Source organism: Pseudomonas sp. NPDC087690 (assembly GCF_044743175.1).
In the GTDB taxonomy this organism is placed as follows: Bacteria; Pseudomonadota; Gammaproteobacteria; order Pseudomonadales; family Pseudomonadaceae; genus Aquipseudomonas.
The window spans coordinates 116,482-137,932 of record NZ_JBIUVX010000003.1 but is presented as its reverse complement, the minus strand read 5'-3'; the positions used below and the strand labels follow the sequence as shown (position 1 = coordinate 137,932).

At 59.1% G+C, this 21,451-nt stretch carries 18 protein-coding genes; 11 read left to right on the top strand and 7 right to left on the bottom strand.

What is annotated here, in order from left to right; all coding sequences use genetic code 11:
* Positions 1 to 5: 5 nt before the first annotated feature.
* Positions 6 to 1,010 carry an AraC family transcriptional regulator gene (locus ACIPIZ_RS08060; protein ID WP_064389031.1) on the bottom strand — a complete coding sequence of 335 codons (1,005 nt, stop codon included), beginning with the start codon at positions 1,008 to 1,010 and terminating at the stop codon, positions 6 to 8.
* A 100-nt stretch (positions 1,011 to 1,110) separates the two neighbouring features.
* On the opposite strand from ACIPIZ_RS08060, the gene ACIPIZ_RS08055 reads away from it, so the two are divergent.
* Positions 1,111 to 2,181, top strand: coding sequence for a fatty acid desaturase (locus ACIPIZ_RS08055; RefSeq protein WP_401164881.1), 1,071 nt, complete (start codon positions 1,111 to 1,113; stop codon positions 2,179 to 2,181).
* Between the two features lie 200 nt (positions 2,182 to 2,381).
* On the opposite strand, the gene ACIPIZ_RS08050 is transcribed toward ACIPIZ_RS08055, so the two are convergent.
* The 3 genes from ACIPIZ_RS08050 to ACIPIZ_RS08040 are packed head-to-tail and all read right to left on the bottom strand — an operon-like array spanning position 2,382 to position 6,417.
* Positions 2,382 to 3,992: an arylsulfatase gene (locus tag ACIPIZ_RS08050; RefSeq protein WP_122661180.1), complete on the bottom strand. Its 1,611-nt coding sequence runs from the start codon at positions 3,990 to 3,992 to the stop codon at positions 2,382 to 2,384.
* Between the two features lie 14 nt (positions 3,993 to 4,006).
* Positions 4,007 to 4,822 (bottom strand): ABC transporter ATP-binding protein, encoded by an 816-nt coding sequence (locus tag ACIPIZ_RS08045; protein WP_105708587.1) that lies wholly within the window; start codon positions 4,820 to 4,822, stop codon positions 4,007 to 4,009.
* Positions 4,819 to 6,417, bottom strand: a complete 1,599-nt coding sequence (locus tag ACIPIZ_RS08040; RefSeq protein WP_401164879.1) for an ABC transporter permease — start codon at positions 6,415 to 6,417, stop codon at positions 4,819 to 4,821. The genes ACIPIZ_RS08045 and ACIPIZ_RS08040 overlap by 4 nt, the downstream gene beginning before the upstream one ends.
* Positions 6,418 to 6,809: 392 nt before the next feature.
* Here ACIPIZ_RS08040 and ACIPIZ_RS08035 point away from each other — a divergent pair, with 392 nt between their 5' ends.
* Positions 6,810 to 7,823, top strand: a complete 1,014-nt coding sequence (locus ACIPIZ_RS08035) for an ABC transporter substrate-binding protein (RefSeq protein WP_401164876.1) — start codon at positions 6,810 to 6,812, stop codon at positions 7,821 to 7,823.
* 117 nt (positions 7,824 to 7,940) lie between these two features.
* Here the strand turns inward: ACIPIZ_RS08035 and ACIPIZ_RS08030 are convergent, their stop codons facing one another.
* Positions 7,941 to 8,861, bottom strand: a complete 921-nt coding sequence (locus tag ACIPIZ_RS08030) for a LysR family transcriptional regulator (RefSeq protein ID WP_400773024.1) — start codon at positions 8,859 to 8,861, stop codon at positions 7,941 to 7,943.
* 181 nt (positions 8,862 to 9,042) lie between these two features.
* Here ACIPIZ_RS08030 and ACIPIZ_RS08025 point away from each other — a divergent pair, with 181 nt between their 5' ends.
* The gene (locus ACIPIZ_RS08025) at positions 9,043 to 9,963 is read left to right on the top strand and encodes a TauD/TfdA family dioxygenase (protein ID WP_064389024.1); all 921 of its coding nucleotides are present in this window, start codon (positions 9,043 to 9,045) and stop codon (positions 9,961 to 9,963) included.
* 104 nt (positions 9,964 to 10,067) lie between these two features.
* On the opposite strand, the gene ACIPIZ_RS08020 is transcribed toward ACIPIZ_RS08025, so the two are convergent.
* Positions 10,068 to 11,684: an alkaline phosphatase family protein gene (locus tag ACIPIZ_RS08020; protein ID WP_401164872.1), complete on the bottom strand. Its 1,617-nt coding sequence runs from the start codon at positions 11,682 to 11,684 to the stop codon at positions 10,068 to 10,070.
* Positions 11,685 to 11,873: 189 nt separating this feature from the next.
* Positions 11,874 to 12,818, bottom strand: coding sequence for a LysR family transcriptional regulator (locus tag ACIPIZ_RS08015; protein ID WP_401164870.1), 945 nt, complete (start codon positions 12,816 to 12,818; stop codon positions 11,874 to 11,876).
* A gap of 165 nt (positions 12,819 to 12,983) precedes the next feature.
* Here ACIPIZ_RS08015 and ACIPIZ_RS08010 point away from each other — a divergent pair, with 165 nt between their 5' ends.
* From ACIPIZ_RS08010 to ACIPIZ_RS07975, 8 genes are all read left to right on the top strand, one after another.
* A complete protein-coding gene (locus ACIPIZ_RS08010) occupies positions 12,984 to 15,344 on the top strand; it encodes a TonB-dependent receptor (protein ID WP_064389021.1) in 2,361 nt (786 codons plus the stop codon).
* Between the two features lie 23 nt (positions 15,345 to 15,367).
* Positions 15,368 to 16,711, top strand: a complete 1,344-nt coding sequence (locus ACIPIZ_RS08005) for an aryl-sulfate sulfotransferase (protein ID WP_122855609.1) — start codon at positions 15,368 to 15,370, stop codon at positions 16,709 to 16,711.
* A 190-nt stretch (positions 16,712 to 16,901) separates the two neighbouring features.
* Positions 16,902 to 17,228: a hypothetical protein gene (locus tag ACIPIZ_RS08000; protein ID WP_064389019.1), complete on the top strand. Its 327-nt coding sequence runs from the start codon at positions 16,902 to 16,904 to the stop codon at positions 17,226 to 17,228.
* A 380-nt stretch (positions 17,229 to 17,608) separates the two neighbouring features.
* Entirely contained in the window at positions 17,609 to 18,418 is an 810-nt protein-coding gene (locus ACIPIZ_RS07995; RefSeq protein WP_105708577.1) for an energy transducer TonB, read from the top strand.
* A 44-nt stretch (positions 18,419 to 18,462) separates the two neighbouring features.
* Positions 18,463 to 19,188, top strand: coding sequence for a MotA/TolQ/ExbB proton channel family protein (locus ACIPIZ_RS07990; RefSeq protein WP_064389017.1), 726 nt, complete (start codon positions 18,463 to 18,465; stop codon positions 19,186 to 19,188).
* A 1-nt stretch (position 19,189) separates the two neighbouring features.
* Positions 19,190 to 19,591 (top strand): biopolymer transporter ExbD, encoded by a 402-nt coding sequence (locus tag ACIPIZ_RS07985; RefSeq protein WP_003220570.1) that lies wholly within the window; start codon positions 19,190 to 19,192, stop codon positions 19,589 to 19,591.
* A gap of 272 nt (positions 19,592 to 19,863) precedes the next feature.
* Positions 19,864 to 20,445, top strand: a complete 582-nt coding sequence (locus tag ACIPIZ_RS07980; RefSeq protein ID WP_064389015.1) for an alpha/beta hydrolase — start codon at positions 19,864 to 19,866, stop codon at positions 20,443 to 20,445.
* 55 nt (positions 20,446 to 20,500) lie between these two features.
* Positions 20,501 to 21,421: a sigma 54-interacting transcriptional regulator gene (locus ACIPIZ_RS07975; protein ID WP_122661172.1), complete on the top strand. Its 921-nt coding sequence runs from the start codon at positions 20,501 to 20,503 to the stop codon at positions 21,419 to 21,421.
* The last annotated feature ends 30 nt before the right edge of the window (positions 21,422 to 21,451 follow it).

Below are 21,451 nucleotides of genomic sequence, written 5' to 3'. Positions count from 1 at the left end.
GAGCATCAGCGCAAGCCATCGCGAAACTGCCCCGGCGTCAGCCCCGTCCAGCGCTTGAACGCACGGCTGAAGCTGCTGGTATCCGCAAACCCCAGCAGGTAACTCACCTCGCTCAACGAACACTGCGGATCGCGAAGGTGCAGCAGCGCGAGGTTCTCGCGGCTCTCGTTGAGCAACGTATCAAAGCGATAACCCTCATCCGCCAGATGCCGTTGCAAACTGCGCAAGCTCAGGTGCAACGCCTGGGCAATCCGTTCAGCACTCGGCTCGCCTTCCGGCAGTTGTTCTTCAATGGCATCGCGCACCTTGCGCTCCCAAGTCAGCGGCTTGAGCTGGGCCATCGTACGTTTCAGCACTGCCTCATTATGTTCAGCGAGCTCCGGGTTGGCGTCGTCGAGGTGGCTGTCGAAATCGGCGAGGGCGAATTCCAGGCGATCCTCGGCACAGCCGAAATGCACCGGGGCGCGGAAGACTTTGTGCCATTGGTGCGCATCGCTCGGCTCCGGGCGGCGCAGATACACGGCGAGTGGCGCGTAATCGCGGCCGAGGCGATTGCGGCAGGTGCGCACGTAGATCGCGGTGAACGCATCGATGGCTTCGAAGGCTGGCGCCGGATTGCCTGACGGAATTTTCAGACGGAATTGATAGCGGTCTTCGCTGCGGCTCAGTTCCAGCTCCAGCGCATCGCTGACCACCGGGTGATAACGCACGATGCGTTCGAACACCTCACGCAAGCTACCGCTGGCGACCAGCGCGTAACCGAGGGCATGGAAGGTGGTCGGGCTGACAAAGCGTGACACGCGCAGCCCGATCGCCGGGTCGCCGCTGACCTGCACGGCGATTTCCCACAGGCGTGTAGTGCCGGACAGCGGGTAGCGCGCGTTAGGGTCGTCCATCAAGTCTGGATCGAGCCCGGCCTGTTGGCACAGGGCGATGCTGTCCAGCCCCAGCGCATCGAGTTGCTTGCGCAAGGCACGGGTCCAACTGGCGAGGGAGGTCGGTTCCTTCATGCTGATTGGCGCTTCCGGTCAACAGGTTGGCGTTCTCGGCTACCGCAATTGAAGCCTTGGCGAGGCACGATGCGAACATCATAAACCCGAGGATGGAAGCATGGACGGTACTTCTGCAAGTCCCCAGCGACACAATGCGGCCCAGCGATCAGCGCATATTCGCCAAGTGGTGCTGGCCAAAGGCGTCGAATTGCGTGAGCGTTACCCGATTCTCAAGCATCAGGATGCGTTGGGCGCGGGGATTCTGGCCTTTGCCCTGATCGGGATGATCGGCTCGGCGACGCTGTACATCACCGGCCATATGGCGTGGTGGGCGTGCCTGTTGCTCAATGCTTTTTTTGCTTCGCTGACCCATGAGCTGGAACACGACCTGATCCACAGTATGTATTTCCGCAAGCAGCGCGTGCCGCACAATTTGATGATGGGCCTGGTGTGGCTAGCGCGGCCGAGCACGATCAATCCATGGATTCGTCGGCATCTGCACCTCAATCATCACAAGGTTTCTGGCACAGAAACCGACATGGAAGAGCGCGCGATCACCAACGGCGAGCCGTGGGGCTTCGCGCGTTTGCTGATGGTCGGCGACAACGTCATGTCGGCGTTCATCCGCATGCTGCGAGCCAAGACCTGGGCACACAAGTTCAGCATCATCAAACGCACGTTGAAGGTCTACGCGCCGCTGGCGCTGGTGCATTGGGGCGCGTGGTATGTGTTTCTCGGTTTTCATGCGGCGAATGGCATCGCCTATCTGTTGGGTTCGCCGATCGAATGGTCGGCGACCACGTTATCGGTGATGCAGGTGATCGATATCGCTGCTGTGGTGATCATCGGTCCGAATGTGTTGCGCACCTTTTGCCTGCATTTCATCAGCTCGAACATGCATTACTACGGCGATGTCGAGTTGGGTAATGTGCTGCAGCAGTGTCAGGTGCTCAACCCTTGGTGGCTGTGGCCGTTGCAGGCGTTCTGCTTCAACTTTGGCAGCAGCCACGGGATTCACCATTTTGTGGTGAAAGAGCCGTTTTATATCCGCCAGATGACCGTGCCGGTGGCGCATAAAGTGATGCGGGAAATGGGGGTGCGGTTTAATGATTTCGGCACGTTTGGGCGAGCGAACCGGTTTGTTCGTCGGGAGGAAATCGCGGTGTCTGGGGAGGCGGTGGAGGCCTGACAAGCTGCCCTCACCCTAACCCTCTCCCAGAGGGAGAGGGGACTGATCGGGGGATATTGAAGAGTTACAGCGACGTGAAATAGCTTTGTCGAATCCATAATCGACCCGATTTTTCAGGTCGATGTTTGACGAAAGACACCTCGGTCAGCTCCCTCTCCCTCCGGGAGAGGGCTGGGGTGAGGGTGTTCTTGATCTTCCCCTCAATCCGGCTGAAACGGCGACTCACTCAAAATCACCCCAGTCTCCTCGACATACTGCTGCCAATGCCCGATCAGCGCGCTGAGCTTCTCCGGCTGACTCTCCGCCAGATCATGAATCTCCCCCGGATCATTGCTCAAATCATAAAGCTGCCAGGTCGCCGGCCCTACCGGCCCGGGGATCCACACGGCTTTCCACGATCCCTGCCGAATCGCCCTTCGCCCAAACAATTCCCAACCCGTCACCGTGTGCTCGTCATGCACCTGCGCAGTCTCGCCAGACAAGAATCCCAGCCATGATTTGCCACGCAACGGCGCCACCGGTTTGCCGTGCCACAGCTTGCCCGGATGACGCACGCCAGCCAGATCGAGAATGGTCGGTGTGATGTCCATCACCGTGCCGAAGCCATGGCTGATCTGCCCTTTGATCGCCAATTGCGGGTAGTGCAGCAGCGCCGGCACGCGAATCCCGCCCTCAGTGGTAAACGCTTTGAACAGTCGCGACGGCGCGGTCGCTACCTGTGCCCAGTTCGGCCCGTACCAGACGTAAGAGTTGGCCCGACCAATGTTGTCGAGGCTGTTGTCGTAGTGCTGGCTGAGATACGTCACCAGTTCCGGGCCGAACTTGGGGAACGCTTCAAGCAGCGCGCCTTCGGCACCGTTGTCGGACATGAACAGGATGAACGTGTTGTCGAGTTGCCCTTGCTGGCGCAGGTAATCGACTACCCGGCCGATGTTCCAGTCCATGCGCTCGACCATCGCGGCGTAGACCTCCATCGCCCGCGCGGAAATCTGTTTTTGTTCGTCGCTCAACGCGTCCCATTGCTGGGTCAACTGAATCAGCGGATGTGGCTCAACGTCCGGCTCGATCAGGCCGAGGGCTTTGAGTTTTTCCAGGCGTTCCAGGCGCAGCACTTCAGGGCCGGCGTCATAGCGGCCACGGTATTTCTCGACGATGTCGGCAGGTGCCTGCAGCGGCCAGTGCGGCGCGGAGAACGGCAGGTAGGCGAAGAACGGCCGGGTCTGGTCACGCTCCTTGAGGTACTGCAGCAACTTGTCGCCAAAGGCATCGGAGGAATAGAAATCCTTCGGCAATTCGTCGAGAAACCGGTCATCTTCGATGTACAGCGCCGGGGTCGATTTCAGCAGGCCCGGTGTTTGTTCATCGTAGGTCGGCTCGAAACCATAGTGGTTGGCCGCGCCCGGCAGCAGCGAAAACGAACGCTCGAAACCCCGCGCATGCGGCGCAAGTTCAGCTTTCAAACCGAGGTGCCATTTGCCGCTCATCAACGTTTGATAACCGGCCTCGCGCAGCAGCTCGGGCAGCGCGACGACGCGGTCGTTGAGGTAACCCTCGTAACCCGGTTTGCCGATCAGATCCGGGGTCAGCGTCTCGGCCATGGTGCCAATGCCGGCGATGTGGTGGTCGGTGCCGGTCAGCAGCATCGAGCGGGTCGGCGAGCAGGTCGGTGCGGTATGAAAATCGGTCAGGCGCAGGCCATTGTTGGCCAATGCATCGAGGTGCGGCGTGGCGATTTCGCCGCCGAACGCACCGATGTCGGAGAAGCCTAAATCATCAGCCAGAATCACCAGAAAGTTGGGGCGTTGCGGCATTGCGAAACTCCTGTTCAGCAGGCAATGAACGTCAGCGGCAGATCGCGGATCTGCGCAGGCTGGCTCGGTTGGTAGTGGTCATCACTGGTCAGTTCGTGGAGCAGTTCTTCGCGCAACTGATGGAAATCGAAACTGCTGCGCTGGCGCGGATGCGGCAGGGCGATGTCGACCACTTGCTTGATGCGCCCCGGGCGCGGCTCCATCACCACCACGCGGTCGGCGAGGAAGATCGCTTCTTCGACGTCATGGGTGACTAGGATCGTGGTGATCTTTGCGCGGTCACGGATCGCCAGCAGCTCGTCCTGCATCTGCTGGCGGGTCAGCGCATCGAGCGCGCCAAAGGGTTCGTCGAGCAGCAGGATGCGCGGGCTGGCGACGAGGCCGCGCGCAATCGCCACGCGCTGCGCCATGCCGCCGGAGAGTTGGTGCGGATAGGCGCGGGTGAAGTCGCGCAGGCCGACCAGGTCGATGAAATCGTCGATGCGTTTTTGCTTTTGCGCCGCGCTCAACGGCTCGTTGACCAGGCCCAGGCCGATGTTGTCGGCGACAGTCAGCCACGGAAACAAGCGGTGCTCCTGAAAGACAATGCCGCGTTCGCCGCCGATGCCGCTGACGGCTTTGCCATCGACGGTGATCTGCCCGCGAAATTGCGTATCAAGACCCACCAGCAAACGCAGCAAGGTGGATTTGCCGCAGCCGCTGGAACCGACGATGGCGACGAATTCGCCCTCGGCGATGTCCAGGTTGAATTCGCGAATCGCCTCCAGTTCGAAGCCGTCGACGTCGAAGGATTTGCCTACGTGGGTGAAGCTGACAATGGGTGCGTTCATGCGTGTCTCCAGCGGGTCGCGCGAATTTCCAGGCGTTGGCCAATGAGGTTGAGCAGGGCGCCGGTGAGGCCGACGAAGAGCATGCAAGCCATGATCAGATCCATGCGCAGCAGTTGTTGCGCGCCGATCATCTGGCTGCCGATGCCGCCGTTGGACGGCATGAAATATTCGGCGCCGATGGTGCCGAGCCAGGCGTAGATCAGGCTCAGGCGCAGACCGGCGAAAATCCCCGGCGCGGCACCGGGCAGCACCAGTCTGCGCAGGCGTTGGCCGAGGCTCAGGCGCAGCACTTGTGCGGCTTCGTTGAGTTGCGGCGAAAGGTTGGCGACGCTGCGTTGCGTGGCGATAAACAGCGGAAAGAATGCGGCGAGGGCGACGAACACCCACTTCGCCAATTCACCCAAACCGAACCATGCGGTGAGCAGTGGAACCCAGGCGAAAATCGCGATCTGACGCAGCGCGGCGAGGGTCGGGCCGAGCACACGTTCGCTGGTGCGGGACAGCCCCAGGAGCAAGCCGAGGGCCAAACCGAGTCCGCCGCCCAGCAATAAACCGCCGAGGGTGCGACCCAGACTTAGGGCCATACCGTTGATCAACGTGCCGTCGAGCAGTCCGTCCCACGCCGTAATCAGCACGGCCAGCGGGCTCACCAGAATATTCGCATCGACCCACTGTTGATCGTTCGCCAGTTGCCAAAGCGCGAGCAAGCCCAGCGGCAGCAGCCACGGTTGCAGACGCTGCCAGCCTTCATAACGCGGGCCGCGACGAATTTCCGCAGTGGCCGGGTGCGGCCAGTGCACCAGTTTTTTATCCAGCAGACCGATGCCGCGATCCATCGCCACGCCGATCAAACCGATCACTACGATGCAGACGAAAACGATGTCGAGCATGAACAGCTGGCGCGCCCAGACCATCAGGTAACCGATGCCTTCGCTGGAGGCGAGCAACTCGACTGCGAGCAACGATGTCCAGCCCGCAGCCAGCGCCAGACGCACGCCGGCCATGAACGCGGGCAGGGCGGCGGGCAGCACCAATCGACGGATCAGCAGGCGCGGTGGCAGGCGCAACACGGCAGCGGCTTCGCGCAGTTTCGGCTGAGTGTCACGCACGCCGACCAGCGTGTGCAAGGTCACCGGGACGACGATGGCTTTGATCAGCACCACCAGTTTCAACACTTCACCGATGCCGAAAAACACCATGAACAGCGGAATCCAGGCCAGCGTTGGCACCTGCGCCAGACCGGCGAAGGTCGGGAAAATCAGACGCTCCAGACGGCGGCTGAAACCCAGCGCGGCACCGAGCACCGCACCGGCGGAAATCCCTGCGAGCAAGCCCCAGAACAAGCGTTGAAGGCTGATCCACAAATGGCTCCACAGCTCGCCTTGCGCCAGCTCGACGGCGCTGTTCCACACCAGCGACGGCGCCGGCAGGATCTGTTCGCTCATCCATTCGTTGCGCGCTGCCAGCCACCACAAAACGAACAGGCCGACGGGCAACAGCCATGGCAACAAACGTTGGTTGATGGTCGGTGAAATGCTTCGGCTTTTCAGTGGCGGCGCTGGCAGCGGCAAACTGAGCAGGGATTGACGGGCCATGGGTGACCTCCGTTGTCGGGTTGGATCGAGATCGAGTCAAGATCAAAAGATCGCAGCCTTCGGCAGCTCCTGCATGGGACTGCATTGCCCCTGTAGGAGCTGCCGAAGGCTGCGATCTTTAGCGGCATTAGATACAAAATAAAAGTTATAAGTAATAAATAAAAACGTATTTAAAGAGATAAGCAGCGCCATTTAAGGCTTCCAGCCCACACGCATCCAATGCATTCGAAGAATATTTTCGATGCTGTAAATGCATACGCCGCTGCAAGCCCCGAAGTTGTTCGCTTAGCGTTAAAAGCTATAAAAATGTTCTTTTATAGTATTTAAGCGAAGGTGCTGCTTCGGCCTACTTTCGGCTCCTTAATGCCTGTATTGATCAAGGAGCCGCACCCATGAACCTTCCTTTAAAACGTGTCATCAGTCTGTTTGCCGCCCCGGCGCTGGCGGGTTTTCTCACGCTGACGGCGCATGCCGATGAGTTGAAGGAAATCCGCATCGCCGTGCCTGACCTGAGCGCCGGAACCCAGCACAGCGGCGGCGGTGTGGTCGACGTGCTGCGTGATCAGCAGATCTTCGAAAAGGCCTTTGCCGATCAGGGCATCAAGATTCAGTGGAATTTCTTTAAGGGTGCGGGGCCGGTGATCAATGAGGCGTTTGCCAATGATCAGGTTGATCTGGCGTATCTCGGGGATCTGGCGGCGATCATTGGCAAGTCCAACGGCCTCGATACGCGGCTGCTAAGTGCCGGTGCGCGTGGGGTGAAGCAGTATCTGGGCGTGGTGCCGGGTTCCGGGATCAAGACCTTGCAGGATCTGAAGGGCAAGCGTGTGGCGATCTTCAAGGGTACCGCGACGCAGTTGTCGTTTGATGCGGCACTGGCCAGCCAGGGCTTGAGCGAGAAGGATCTGAAAGTCATCAACCTCGACTTCACCGGCGCGACCGCTGCGCTGGCGGCGAAGCAGATCGATGCATCGTGGGGCAGTTCCGGGTTGGCTGCATTGCAAGTCAAGGGCTTGGCCGAGTTGCCGCTGAACACCAAGGATTTGGGCGGGGCCGGCAGTGTGCAGTCGGTGCTAGTGGGCAGCGGCAAGTTTGTTGATGGGCATCCGGAGGCGGTGGCGAAGTTGTTGAAGGCGCAGCAGCAGGCAGTAGAGTGGCTGACGCAGGACAGCAACAAGGATGCGTACGTGCAGTTGGTGTCGGGGCTGGCGAGTTATCCGCCGGTGATCCTCACTGAAGATTTGAAAGATCAGAAACTGAGCGAAGTATTCCCGTCGACGCTGGATCCGGCGTTCCTGGGTAGCTTGCAGGACAAGGTCGATCTGGCGGCGCAGCAGAGACTGATTCGCAAGCCGTTCAAGGTCAACGATTGGGTAGCGCCTGAGTTGGCAGCGGCCAAGCTCTAACGTACGCAGATCGTTCCCACGCTCTGCGTGGGAATGCATCAATGGACGCTCTGCGTCCGCTTTGGGACGCGGAGCGTCCCAGGCTACATTCCCACGCAGAGCGTGGGAACGATCTCTTCAAACAGCGACGCTGACTTCCTGCCGATCCACCGCCACCAATGTCTCAATCATCGCCCGCGCCGCCGGCGACAACCTGAACCCGGTACGGCTGACAATCCCGCAACGCGCATTCATGCTCTCCAGGTTCTGCGGCAGATTACGCCAGTGCAGCAGCACCAGCGAACCCTTGGCGATGTCCTCGACAAACGCCTCTTCCGTCCCCACGCCGATCGCATTCGATTGCAGCACCACTTTCACCAGCGCTGGAAAATGCTCGGTCTCGATGGTCGGTGAAAAATCGATCCTGCCACTGAGATTCGCCAGCAGTTTACGAATGCCCGGCGGGATCCGTGTGGTCGCCAGCGGGTAGTCGAACATGTCGTTGGTCGACAGGCTTTCCTTGGCCAGTAACGGATGCCCCGGACGGCAGAAAAACACCCCGCGCTTGGGCGTCAGCGCCTGGGTCTGAAAGTTCGGATCCGCCTCGAAATGACGGATATCGGCGATAAAGAATTCGATCTCTTCACGGCTCAGCGCGCGACTGAGTTTTTCCCAGTTATCCACCTGAAAACAGGTGCGCACTTTCGGGTGCGCATTGATGAATTGCGCCACCGCATCCGGCACCAGTTTTACTGCCGGCGCCGGGCCGCAACCGAAGTGCACCTCGCCGGCATCGAGCTTGGTCATCTGCGTCACTTCAGCGCTGAGCATCGCCGCGCCCTGCACCAGACTCAGGGCGTGCTGAAGCACCACCTGACCCTCGGGCGTGGGGCGCAAATCCTTGTTGCCGCGATCCACCAGCACGCAGCCGAACTCCTGCTCCAGCCCTTGAATGCTGCGACTGAACGCCGGTTGAGTGATGCCCATCGCGTCCGCCGCACGGACAAAACTGCGGTGTTCGTTGAGGGCGATGAAGTAACGCAACTGGCGAAGATCCATATGCTTTTCCGGCATCCTAAAAATAGCTCGAAGGCATTTGCGACGAGGGTTGCTAGAGGTTTTAAATGCAAGCTCTTATTCCGTCAACGAAGCATGTGAATATCTATTAGATGTAAATGGAATATAGATAGAGCGTTGTTTCGCTGCCGTCCAACCGTAAGCAGTCGATGAGGGTCTACCCATGAGCAATGCCGCACTCGCAGTAAAACCCGCTGTCCATGCGCTGGAAATTCATCCGGTGGCCGGTCGTATTGGTGCCGAGATCCGTGGTGTGCATTTGTCCGGTGAGCTGGACGCCGACACAATCGAAGCCATTCAACAGGCACTGGTTCAGTACAAAGTCGTGTTCTTCCGCGAACAGACTCAGCTCGACGATCAGCGCCAGGAAGCCTTCGCCCATTTGCTCGGTGAACCTGTGGCGCACCCGACCGTGCCGTCGCGGGAAGGCACGCGTTATCTGCTTGAACTGGACGGTGCCGAAGGTCAGCGCGCCAACTCGTGGCACACCGACGTGACCTTCGTCGACGCTTACCCGAAAGCCTCGATCCTGCGCTCGGTGGTGGCCCCGGCATTCGGCGGCGACACCCTGTGGGCCAACACCGCGACGGCGTACAACGGCTTGCCAACCGAGTTGCGTGAACTGGCCGACAAACTGGTCGCCGTGCACAGCAACGAATACGACTACGCCAGCGCCAAGCCGGACGTCTCGGCGGAGAAGCTTGAGCGCTATCGCAAGGTCTTCACCTCCACCGTTTACGAGACCGAGCACCCGGTGGTGCGCGTGCACCCGATCAGCGGCGAGAAGAGCTTGTTGTTGGGGCATTTCGTTAAACGCATCAAAGGTTACTCGCAGGCAGACTCGGCGCATTTGTTTGGGCTTTTGCAGAGCCATGTGATCCGCCAGGAAAACACCGTGCGCTGGCGCTGGAAGGCCGGTGATGTGGCGATCTGGGATAACCGCTCGACGCAGCACTATGCGATTGATGATTACGGTACTCAGGACCGGGTGGTGCGTCGGGTGACGTTGAAGGGTGAGGTGCCGGTGGGGGCTAACGGGCAGCGTAGCCAGACTATCAAAGGCGCGGACATCGTCGGCGTCTGATCTGACTCGGTACCTGTAGGAGCTGTCGAGTGAAACGAGGCTGCGATCTTTTGATTTGAAGATCAGGATCAAAAGATCGCAGCGTGCCGCAGCTCCTACCGGAATCACCACACGCCGATCTGCACGACCTTCTCGGTTTCAGGCTCACCATAGCGAAACCGCTGCCCACGCAAATCGATTTCCTGATGACTGATGGTCGTGCGTCGCTTCAACCCGCGCACCCACTCAAACAAATACCCCGCATGCTCCTCGCGCACCGCCGCGAATTCCGGGTCATCACCCAAATCGCACAACTCCTGCGGATCATTCAGCAGATCAAACAACTGTGGCCGAAAACCGTCGTACGCCAGGTATTTCCAGCGCTCGCTGCGCACCATTGTCATCCGGCAACGATCGATCGGCTGGCCCAAGCGCTCACGTGCCGGGGCCTGAAAGGCGTAGTCGTATTCGCTGATCGCGTAGCGGCGCCAGTCCGGGTTTTCTCCGTGAAGAAGTGGAATCAAGGAACGCCCCTCGAGCCGATGCGCCGCGTCCGGCAGCCCCAATGCTTCAAGGAATGTCGGCAACGCATCAATGGTTTCCGCCAGTCGATCATCCACCGTTCCCCGGGTGACATCTGCCGCCGCCCGAGGATCCCGCACGATCAGTGGCACGCCCACCGCTTGCTCCAGCAAAAATTCTTTCTCGCCCAGCCAGTGATCGCCCAGAAAGTCGCCGTGATCGCTGGTGAACACGATCAGCGTGTCATCCCAGCGTCCATTGCTCTGCAAAAAGTCGAACAGCCGCCCGAGCTGATCATCCACTTGCTTGATCAAGCCCATGTAGGTGGGGATTACAGTCAATCGTACTGAGTCACGGGAAAAGTTAAGGCTTTCCTCATGCTGGCGAAAGGCAGTGTATACGGGGTGTTTGCTGGCTTCGGAGGGCGTCGCGCGGACCGCTTCGAGAATCGATTTCGTACTGTACAGGGCGTGGTACGGCGCTGGTACGATGTAGGGCCAGTGCGGTTTGATGTAGGAGAGGTGTAAACACCAGGATTTCTCGCCTTGCTCGGTGATGAAGTCGATGGCTCGATTTGTAGTGTAGACAGTCTCTGAGTGTTGCTCGGGAATTCGTGCTGGCAAATTCGCATGACGCATTTGCCAGCCGCTGAGGATTTCACCGTTTGCGCCTTCAGCAGCGTTGGCCCAGTCATGCCAGGGGTTTTTGCCTTCGAAGCCGTGTTCACGCAGGTAATGGGTATAGGGCGCGGATTCGCGTTTGTCATCGAACAGCGGATCGTCGGGATAGATACCGTCGTGGCGCATGTAGGGTTCGAAACCGACTTCGTTGAGGATCTCGGCTTGCTCGCTTTGCGGATTGATCGCCAGCCGTTGCAAGGCATCGACATTCGCGGTGGCGTGGGTCTTGCCGACCAGCGCGGTACGAATGCCGTGCGGGCGCAGATAGTCGCCGATGGTCAGTTCTTCCAGCGGCAACGGCACGGCGTTCCACGCCACTTGATGGCTGCTGACGTAACGTCCGGTATAGGCCGACATCCGCGACGGCCCGCAAATCGTGCCTTGGGTGTAGGCGCGGCTGAAACGCACGCCGGCCGTTGCGAGTCGATCGATGTTGGGTGTGTGCAGGTGTGGATGGCCGTAGCAGGACAGGTAATCGCGCCGCAGTTGATCGCACATGATGTACAGCACGTTGCGCACGGGGTTTGGCGAGTTGGACATGGGTTCACCGGTCAGAGAGACAGGTGGGGTTTTTCGCTTTCAGTGGGGGTGTTCGGCAAGTGCATTTGGGGAATGGGGTTTATGCAGGGAGTGCATCGGTGCCTGTACTGGCGCTATCGCGAGCAGGCTCACTCCTACAGGGGAATGCATTTCAAATGTAGGAGTGAGCCTGCTCGCGATAGCGGTCGATCAGACGGCAAGTCTATCCAGCGAACACACCTCCTCATCCACCGCATCAATCGCCTTGATCTGCTCAATCATCGCCTCGGCCAACGGCGACAACCGATACCCCGCCCGGCTGACAATCCCATAACGCGTATACAGCTCCTCAAGATCATCGGCTAACCCTTCAATCCGCAAACACACCAATTCACCCTTGGCCTGGTGCAGCGCATCCGAATACGCCCCGACAATCCCGATCGCATCCGAGCGCAGCACCACACTGAGCAGACTCGAGCTGTTTTCACATTCGACATTCGGGGTGAAATCCGGCCGCCCACTGAGATCGACGATGACCTTGCGCAAGTTCGGCGGCCGAATACTCACCGCCAGCGGATAGCTCATCAACTGCTCGGCGCTGACCCTATCGAAACCCGCCAGCGGATGCCCGGCACGGCAACAGAAATGCCATTTGCGCGGTCGCAGCCGGTGCGTCAGATAATCCGGATCCGCCTCGAAGTAGCGTGTGTCCGCGACAAAGAATTCGAATTCCTCGCTCATCAGTCGCTTGCTCAGACTCTGCCAATCATCAACCTGAAACTGCACCCGCGCTTTCGGGTAGCGACCGATGAAGCTGCCGATCGCGCGCGGGATCAAACCGGCCGCCGGCGCCGGTCCACAACCGAAGCGCAATTCCCCGGCCTCCAGGCCATTGAACTGGCTGATCTCGTTCGCCATCTGCTGCGCGCCACTGACCAGTCGCCGTGCATGTTCGAGCAGCACCTGGCCCTGTTTGGTCGGCGGTAATTCCTTGCGCCCGCGATCAACCAACTGGCAGCCGACGCTGTGCTCTAGCGCCTGAATGCTGCGGCTGAAGGCGGACTGCGACAGGTTCACCGCCTGCGCGCCGGCGACGAAGCTGCGTTGTTCAGCCAAGGCGATGAAGTGACGAAGTTGGCGCAAGTCGATATGCATTTTTCACATAAAAAATATCCGGGAAATGCATTGGATATGCATTAGGTCGACTCCTTATAAAGGCAATCTCTTATGCAGTAAATATTTGTAAAACCATAAATAAATAACTTAAAAGAATATGCAGCGCTGAAGATGTCTGTGTGTTTTTTGACCAGGAGCCGCGCCATGAGTCCGTTGAACCTTGCGTCACCCCTAACGCCACGACGGCTCAAACGCCTGCCTCTGGCCCTGTTGCTGGCAGGGAGCGCCAGCTGGACTCATAGCTACGCGGCGGAAACGCAAGTGCCGACGCCGGTACCCGCAGGCAAACCGGCGGCCAACAGTTCGCAGTTGGAAACGGTCACCGTGACCACTCGCCGCCGGGAAGAAAGTTCGCAAGATGTGCCAACGCCGATGAGCGTGGTCAGCGGCCAGAATCTCGAGACGCAGCGGGTTTACCGGATTCAGGATTTGCAGCAATTGGTGCCGAGCGTCAACGTCGCTTACATGCATGCGCGGCAGTCCAGCGTGTCGATCCGCGGTCTGGGCAATAACCCGGCGAGCGATGGTCTCGAAGGTAGCGTCGGGCTGTACATCGACAACGTCTATCTGGGTCGCCCGGGCATGGCGGTGTTCGACTTGATGGACATCGAACAGCTCGAAGTCTTGCGTGGGCCGCAGGGCACGCTGTTCGGCAAAAACACCACCGCCGGGGTGATCAACATCAGCACCCGCGCGCCGACCTTCACGCCTGAGCGCAGCATCGAAACCTCGGTTGGCGAAGACGGTTATTTCCAAACAAAAGGCACGATTTCCGGACCGCTCAACGATGAATTGGCCGGGCGTTTTTCCGCTTATCGCACCCGTAGCGACGGCGATATCAAGAACGAATACAACGGTCATGATCTGAACGGCGGCTCGCGCGAAGGCTTTCGTGCACAGCTGCTATTCAAGCCTAACGAAGACTTTAATCTGCGCTGGATTGGCGACTACAACGAAGAGGATTCCAGCGCCGGTACCCGCGTGCTGTACAACACCGGGCCGACCATCAACGGCGTCAATCTTTACTCGGCGCGCGCGGCTGCCGCTGGCGCAACGCTGGTCAACGGCTCGCACCGCAAGGTCAACCTGGACAACGACCAGCACGTCACCGTGCATCAGGGAGGTACCTCAGTCGAGGCCAACTGGACGCTGCCAAGCGACTTCACCCTGACCTCGATCAGCTCGTATCGCTTCTGGAATTTCACCCCGAAAAATGACGACGGTCTCAATGTCCCGGCGACCTACAACGCCGGTGTGTCGGTGGAGGACAAACAGTATTCACAGGAATTTCGCCTGGCTTCGCCCAAGGGCGAGTTCTTCGATTACGTGGTTGGCGCCTACTACTTCGGCTCGGACCTGGATAACAAATCCTTCGCCTATTACGGCCCGCAAGCCGACATCTGGAACGGCACACCGCGTGGCGCGTTGGCCAATGTCGGCAGTGTCGGCAACGGCCACATCAAGACCGACAGTTTCGCGCTGTTCGCCCAAGGCACCTGGCACCTCACCGAGCGTCTGGATTTCACTGCCGGCGTGCGCGGCACCTATGAAGAAAAATCCGCGTGGGTAACGCGTGATGCGCCGGTCGGTGGCGCGGCAGTCACCGGTGCTGCCGCCACCGCGCGGCGCGGTCGTACCGGCGCTTACGATTCCGGCGATCTCAATCAGTACAGTTCCAGCCCTAGCGGATTGCTCAACCTCAGCTATCGCATCACTGACGATGTGCTCGGCTACGCGACGTTATCCCACGGCGAGAAATCCGGCGGCGTTAACCTCGCTGTCGGCTCTGCACCGACGGCGGGCGCCGATTCACTTTTGATTGGCACTGAGCGCGCCAACAACGCCGAACTCGGTTTCAAAAGCACCCTGTGGGATCACCGCCTGCAACTCAATGCCAACGTGTTCTGGACCCAGGTCAACGCCTACCAGACCAACGCCTACGACGACGTCAACCGCGTGCAATACCTGACCAACGCCGGTTCCGTGCGCTCGCGCGGCGTCGAGTTTGAAAGCACGATCGTCCCGCTGCGTGGCCTGACCCTGAACTTCAACGGTTCGTACAACGACGTCAGCTACCTCTCGTACAAAGATGCGCCGTGCCCGCCGGAAATCAGCCAGGCGCCAGGGGCTCCAGCCTCTTGCGACCTTAGCGGCCATCAAGTGGTCGGTGCTTCGAAATGGATCGGTAACGCCAACGGCGAATACAAATGGAATCTCGATAACGGCTTTGAACCGTACGTCACCGGCAGCTACGCCTTCCGCTCGAAAGCGGTGGGCACGGTCGAGGATTCCGATTACGGACAGATCCCGAGCTACGCAGTGGTCAACCTCTCCACCGGCCTGCGCGGCGACTTCAATCAGGGTCAGTGGGACATCTCGCTGTGGCTGAAAAACGCCTTCGACAAAACCTATTACACGACCCTGTGGACGGGCGGCAACGGCGGCTATGAAGGCCTGCTCGGGACTCCGCGCACCCTCGGCGTCACCGGTCGCTACGACTTCTGATTCGTCACTCAAGGAGCTGCATCATGTTGCGTATCAAAACGGCTTTTCCGCTGTTGTTGTCCGGCGCGGTGTTTAGCGCGGGCGCCTTCGCCGCACCGAGCGTTTACCCGACCGGTGTCACCCGTTACGACCCGGACAAAGCCTTCAATCAGTACGTAATTTTCAGCGGCGCTGACAAGCAGACGCACCTGATCGACATGAATGGCAACGAGGTCAAGAGCTGGCCGCAGGCCGGTTTCCCGTCCGCGATCATCGACCCGAAACTGGTCGGTGGCGAACGTGGCCACGTGCTGCTGCAACTGAGTGACAAGGACCCCGGCAAGCTCGGTTCTGCCGGTAATGGTCTGGGCAATCAGAGCGTTGGTGAACTGGACTGGAACGGCAAAGTGGTCTGGCAGTGGGGCGACAAGGCACCCGGTGGCGCGGCACAGCAGCATCATGATCAGCGCCGCTTGAGCAACGGCAACACCGTTGTTCTGGCGAACAGGGTGCACAAGGTCAAAGGCTTCAAAGTCCCCGAGGTGATTGACGATGCGATCTATGAAGTCAGTCCCGACGGTGCGGTGAAATGGCAATGGCTGGCCTCGGAACACCTCGACGAATTCGGCTTCACGCCCGCGCAATTGAAGCTGGTGCGGGCGAGTGAGGACGCCGACTACCTGCACATCAACAACCTCAGTGTGGTCGGGCCGAACAAGTGGTTCGATGCCGGCGACAAGCGTTTCAATCCGGACAATCTGTTGTTCGATTCACGCAACGCCAACTTCATCGCGATCATCGATAAAACCAGCGGCAAAGTGGTCTGGCGTCTGGGGCCGAACCTGCCATTGGCCAGCCCGAAAACCGCGCGGACCTTGCCGCGTCCCGTGGATCAGTTTGTCGGCCAGCATGACGCCCACATCATTCCTGCCGGACTGCCTGGCGCGGGCAATGTGCTGGTGTTCGATAACCAAGGCTCGGCGGGTTATCCCAATGTCACCCTTGGGCTGATTTCCGGTTCGCGGGTGTTGGAAATCGACCCGGTCAAAAATGAAATTGTCTGGCAGTACAGCGCGGCGAATTCGAAGCAGCCGGGGTGGGCGTTTTACAGCTCGTTCATCAGCAGCGCGCGACGTTTGCCCAACGGCAATACGTTGATCGACGAAGGCATGAACGGGCGGTTTTTCCAGGTCACGGCCGGCGGCGAAAATGTCTGGGAATACGTCAGCCCGTACCTCGGCAAGGCGCCGGGCAGCGACGCCATCAGCAACTGGGTGTATCGCGCGCTGCCTGTGAGTTATGACTGGGTGCCCGTCGGCACGCCACGTTCGGAAACGGCGGTGATTGCGCCTGCCATCGGTGTGCAACAGACCAACGCCAGCCGTTAGTTGATTTGGAATTAATGTTCGACTGATTGGCAATAAGTTATGAGTAACTCGAACAGTACTTATTGCAATTTAGTTAGTTGCTCATATGGACAGCAGGGGAATGTCGAACCATTCTCTGAGTCGTGAGTTTCCAGGAGGAAACTTGCTCTCATCGGAAGACACTTATCCCAACGATAAAGGAAGTCGCATCATGTCGAGCATTAATGGCACTTATCTGAATTCCAACTCTGGCGCCAAGCTGGTGATTACCGATGGTAATGATTCCAACGGCTCGTTCAGCGGAACATTGAGTCAGGGTGGCGTGAATTACGACATCCGTTATGGAAACTACCATTTCCAGAACAGTACCGGTAACCCGACCACCATTGCAGTACTTGCTCAGAATGGTAATAGCGGTTATCAGACATGGACACTGTTTTCGCCGGATCATAACTACGCAAAATTGCGCGCTGCCGGCTCCCGTACAAACTTCGATGGTGATGTGGTGACCCTGGGCGGGGAATTCGTCAAACAGTAGTCTTGTTTAAAAATTTAAAAGGCCGTTGCACGAAAGTGCTCCGGCCTTTTTTTATTCAGGAAAAATTATCATCAATTATCTACTTGGTATTAGTCGTCCTGCAAAACTGTGTCAGTCGTGGTTGATGCGTTGCATGAATACTTTTAATGCCTGAAAAGCATGCATTTTTTCACCTGTCGCTGCAGCCCACGTGGCACGTGGCTTTGGTGGAATTGATCAATTCATATATTCCATAAAAGACTATGCATAACGTTAAAGATTACTTTCGGAGATAAGCGCCAAGCCCAATGATTCACCCGTCGATCTGCCGTGGGGGATTCAACAAGCGGTTGATCGACAGTTTTTGTAGAGAACGCAAAAAGACCGCAGGGAGTGAATCAATGGGCAATGTCCAGACCGCCGCCAGCACAGAGCAATTGCTGTGGCGTCAGACGCCGAGTGGCGAGCTGGTCGATCTCGGCCGGCCGCATCGTGTGCCGCTGGGGCAGTTGCGTTTGCAGCGTGCACCGAAAGGCATCTTGAGCCGTCGCGAGGCGATTCTGCTTGGCTTGCTGGCGTTGTTGGCGCATGGCGCGGTGATCTACTGGATCAGCCAGAAGCCGACGCCGGTGCTGCCGATCGTGCCGCCGGAAATTCCGCCGATGACCATCGAGTTCTCGCGCCCGGCACCGCCGGCGCCACCGGTTGTCGAGCCGCCGCCACCTGCGCCAGTGGTTGAACCACCACCGCCAGTGGAAGACGAACTGGCGGTAAAACCACCGCCACCCAAACCGGTTCCGAAACCCAAACCGGTGGTTAAACAGGCACCCAAACCAGCACCGAAAGCGGTCGAGCAACCACCGGCGCCGCCACAACCGGCCGCTCCGGTTGCAGCACCAGCGCCACCTGCACCTCCCGCGCCGGCACCGGTAACCCCGGCTTCAGCGAATGCCGCGTACCTGAAAAACCCGGCACCGGAATATCCGTCGCTGGCCCAGCGTCGCGGTTGGGAAGGCACGGTGTTGCTGCGCGTACATGTGCTTGCCAGCGGTAAACCGGGCGAGATCCAGATTGCCAAAAGCAGTGGCCGGCAACAGCTCGACGACGCGGCACTCAACGCTGTGAAACGTTGGAGTTTCGTCCCGGCCAAGCAGGGTGATGTCGCCCAGGATGGCTGGGTCAGCGTGCCCATCGATTTCAAGATTCATTAAACCGAAACCAAATTCGCGCGAAACGTTTACACGAGGGAATCATCATGACGTTACTGGCATCTCCACTGGAATCCATCGAAAGCGCGGTGATCTGGCTGCTGGTGGTATTTTCCGTCGCCACCTGGGGCCTGGCATTGCTCAAGGCTGTGCAGTTCGGTCGTTTGAAGGCGCAGGATCGGCGCTTTCATAAACGCTTCTGGGCGGCGTCGAGTCTTGATTCCGCCGCTGAATTGAGCGAGACCCAACCCGGTGCAGCCGCGCGAGTAGCACAGGCCGGTTACGCGGCGATTCAGGTGGGCGAGGCGCCGCAGGCCAATGATTTGAGCCAGGCGATCAACCATCAGGATCGACTGGAGCGCGCTCTGCGTCAGCAGATTGTCCGCGAACGCCGTTCGCTGGAAACCGGTCTGGCCGTGGTTGCGAGTATCGGCAGCACCTCGCCGTTCATTGGTTTGTTCGGCACGGTGTGGGGAATCATGGAAGCGTTGAAAGGCATCAGCGCAGCGGGTTCGGCAAGCCTGGAAACAGTCGCCGGCCCCATCGGTGCGGCCTTGGTCGCGACCGGTGTCGGGATCGCCGTCGCGGTGCCGGCGGTGCTGGTTTACAACTACTTTTTGCGTCGGTTGAAACTGACGGCGGCGGATCTGGATGACTTCGCCCACGACTTTTACAGCCTGGCGCAGAAGAGTGCGTTCCGCGTGTTGATTCACCCGACCGCGCATAAGGTTGCAGCGCCGGGCAACGCGACAAAAGTGAAGGAGGCGTCCTGATATGGCCTTCTCCACGCAAGACAGTGACGAGGTGCTCAGCGAGATCAACGTGACACCGCTGGTGGATGTGATGCTGGTGCTGCTGGTGGTGTTTATCGTCACCGCACCGCTGCTGACCAACGCGATCCCGATCAACCTGCCGAAGACCGAAGCGGTGGCGCCGGTCGAACAGAAGGATCCGCTGGTGGTGAGCATCGACGGCGCCGGCAAGCTGTTTATCAACAAGGATGAGATTCAGCCGGACCTGCTGGAATTCAACCTCAAGTCGGCCAAGGCCAAGGACCCGGAAGTACGCGTGCAATTGCAGGCCGATGACGGGGTGAATTACGGCGAAGTGGCGCGAGCGATGGCTTCGATCGAGCGGGCGGGGATTACCAAGTTGTCGGTGATTACTGCGCGGTAACAGATTCAACGTTTTTCCGGGGCCGTCTCCTTGGCAGGGTGCGGCCCTTTTTTTATTGGTCAAACACCAACCCTGTAGGAGCTGCCGAAGGCTGCGATCTGTTGATTTTGATTTTTAAAAAACAAGATCAAAAGATCGCAGCCTTCGGCAGCTCCTGCATAGGGTTTTGTATATGCAATTCAGGTCTTAATAAATAGCTTCTTATTCCTTAACGAATATAAATCCCCTCCCTATACTTGTTCAGGAACAGACACGACGCAGGAGAGCTCCCCATGCGCAACGAATCAATCCGCTACCTGATTGTGCCGGGCTGGCAAGGATCGCCAGAAGATCATTGGCAAAGCCACTGGCAGAACAGCCTGCCAAACAGCGCGCGGGTCGAGCAGGCCGATTGGCTGACGCCGCGTCGCGAAGACTGGGTCGCGGCCCTGGCCGAGGCGATCGCCGCCGACAGTACGCCGGTGATCCTGATCGCCCACAGCCTCGGCTGCATCACCGTTGCTCACTGGGCTGCCACTGCGCCGTTGCAATATCTGCGTCAGGTGCGCGGCGCCTTGCTGGTCGCGCCGGCCGATGTCGAGCGCCCGGCCTGCGCACCCGCGCTGCGCAATTTCGCACCGATCCCGACTGATTTGCTGCCATTCCCGAGCCAAGTGGTCAGCTCCGACAACGATGCCGCGGTGAGTGCGCCGCGTGCCATGGAGCTGGCGCGCAACTGGGGCGCCGAGGCGGGAATTCTTGCCGGTGCCGGGCACATCAATGTGAAGTCCGGGCATCAGCGTTGGGAGCAGGGTTTTGCCTATCTCTATCGCCTGCAAAACCGTATGGAACACCACGCCCGCCGTCGCGCCTGATTTCTTTTTTCTTTGAACGCCCCCGTCTCCCGGCGGTTTTGGGCGGGAGTCTGCCATGAGTTTCGAAACTTTCGGTCAGCCATTGCTGACCTTTCCCGACGCTGAAAAAAGTCCCCTGAGCATTCGCGCCAAAGCGCTGGTGTTTGTCGACCCGCGCTCGCGTCAGTTGCGCGAGGAATTGGAGCAGTTAGCCCCGCGTTCGATTTCAGTATTGATTCGCGGTGAGACGGGGACGGGTAAAGAGCTGCTCGCCCGGCACATCCATCGCGCCAGTGATCGCAGCGGCTTATTCGTCTCGGTCAATTGCGGCGCCATCAGCCCGACTTACGCCGACGCCGAACTCTTCGGCTATGCCGCTGGCACCTACAGCGGTTCAGCCAGCAGTCGCGCCGGATGGTTCGGTTCGGCCAATGGCGGCACCTTGTACCTCGATGAAATCGGCGACTTGCCGCTGCCAATCCAGATCAAATTGCTCGCCGCGTTGGAGAACCACGAAGTCACCCGTGTCGGTGCACATCAGCCGAGTCCGGTCGACGTGCGTCTGGTCGCCGCCACCAGCATTGATCTGGCACAAGCGGTGGATGCCGGGAAATTCCACGAGCGGCTCTATCACTACCTCAGCGAAGGTCATCTCGAACTGCCGGCCTTGCGCGCGCGCACCGGCGATATTCTCTCGCTGGCAGAGTATTTTCTCGGCATCTACAGCCAGCGTCTGGATCTGCCGGTGCCGCTGATCAGCGAAGCGGCGCAGCACGTGCTCGAACAGCACAGCTGGCCGGGCAACACCCGCGAGCTGGAAAACGTCATTCACTTTGCCTTGCTGGTGAGTACCGGCGACGAGATTCTGCCGGAGCACCTGAATCTGCCGCCGCTACTGACCCAGATCGAGGCCCAGATCAACCACATCATCTCCACTGGCACCACAACCGACCAGGCCGCCCTCAAGCAACTGCTGAAAAACACCGGCCTCCTGTAGGAGCTGGCGAAGCCTGCGATCCTTTGATCT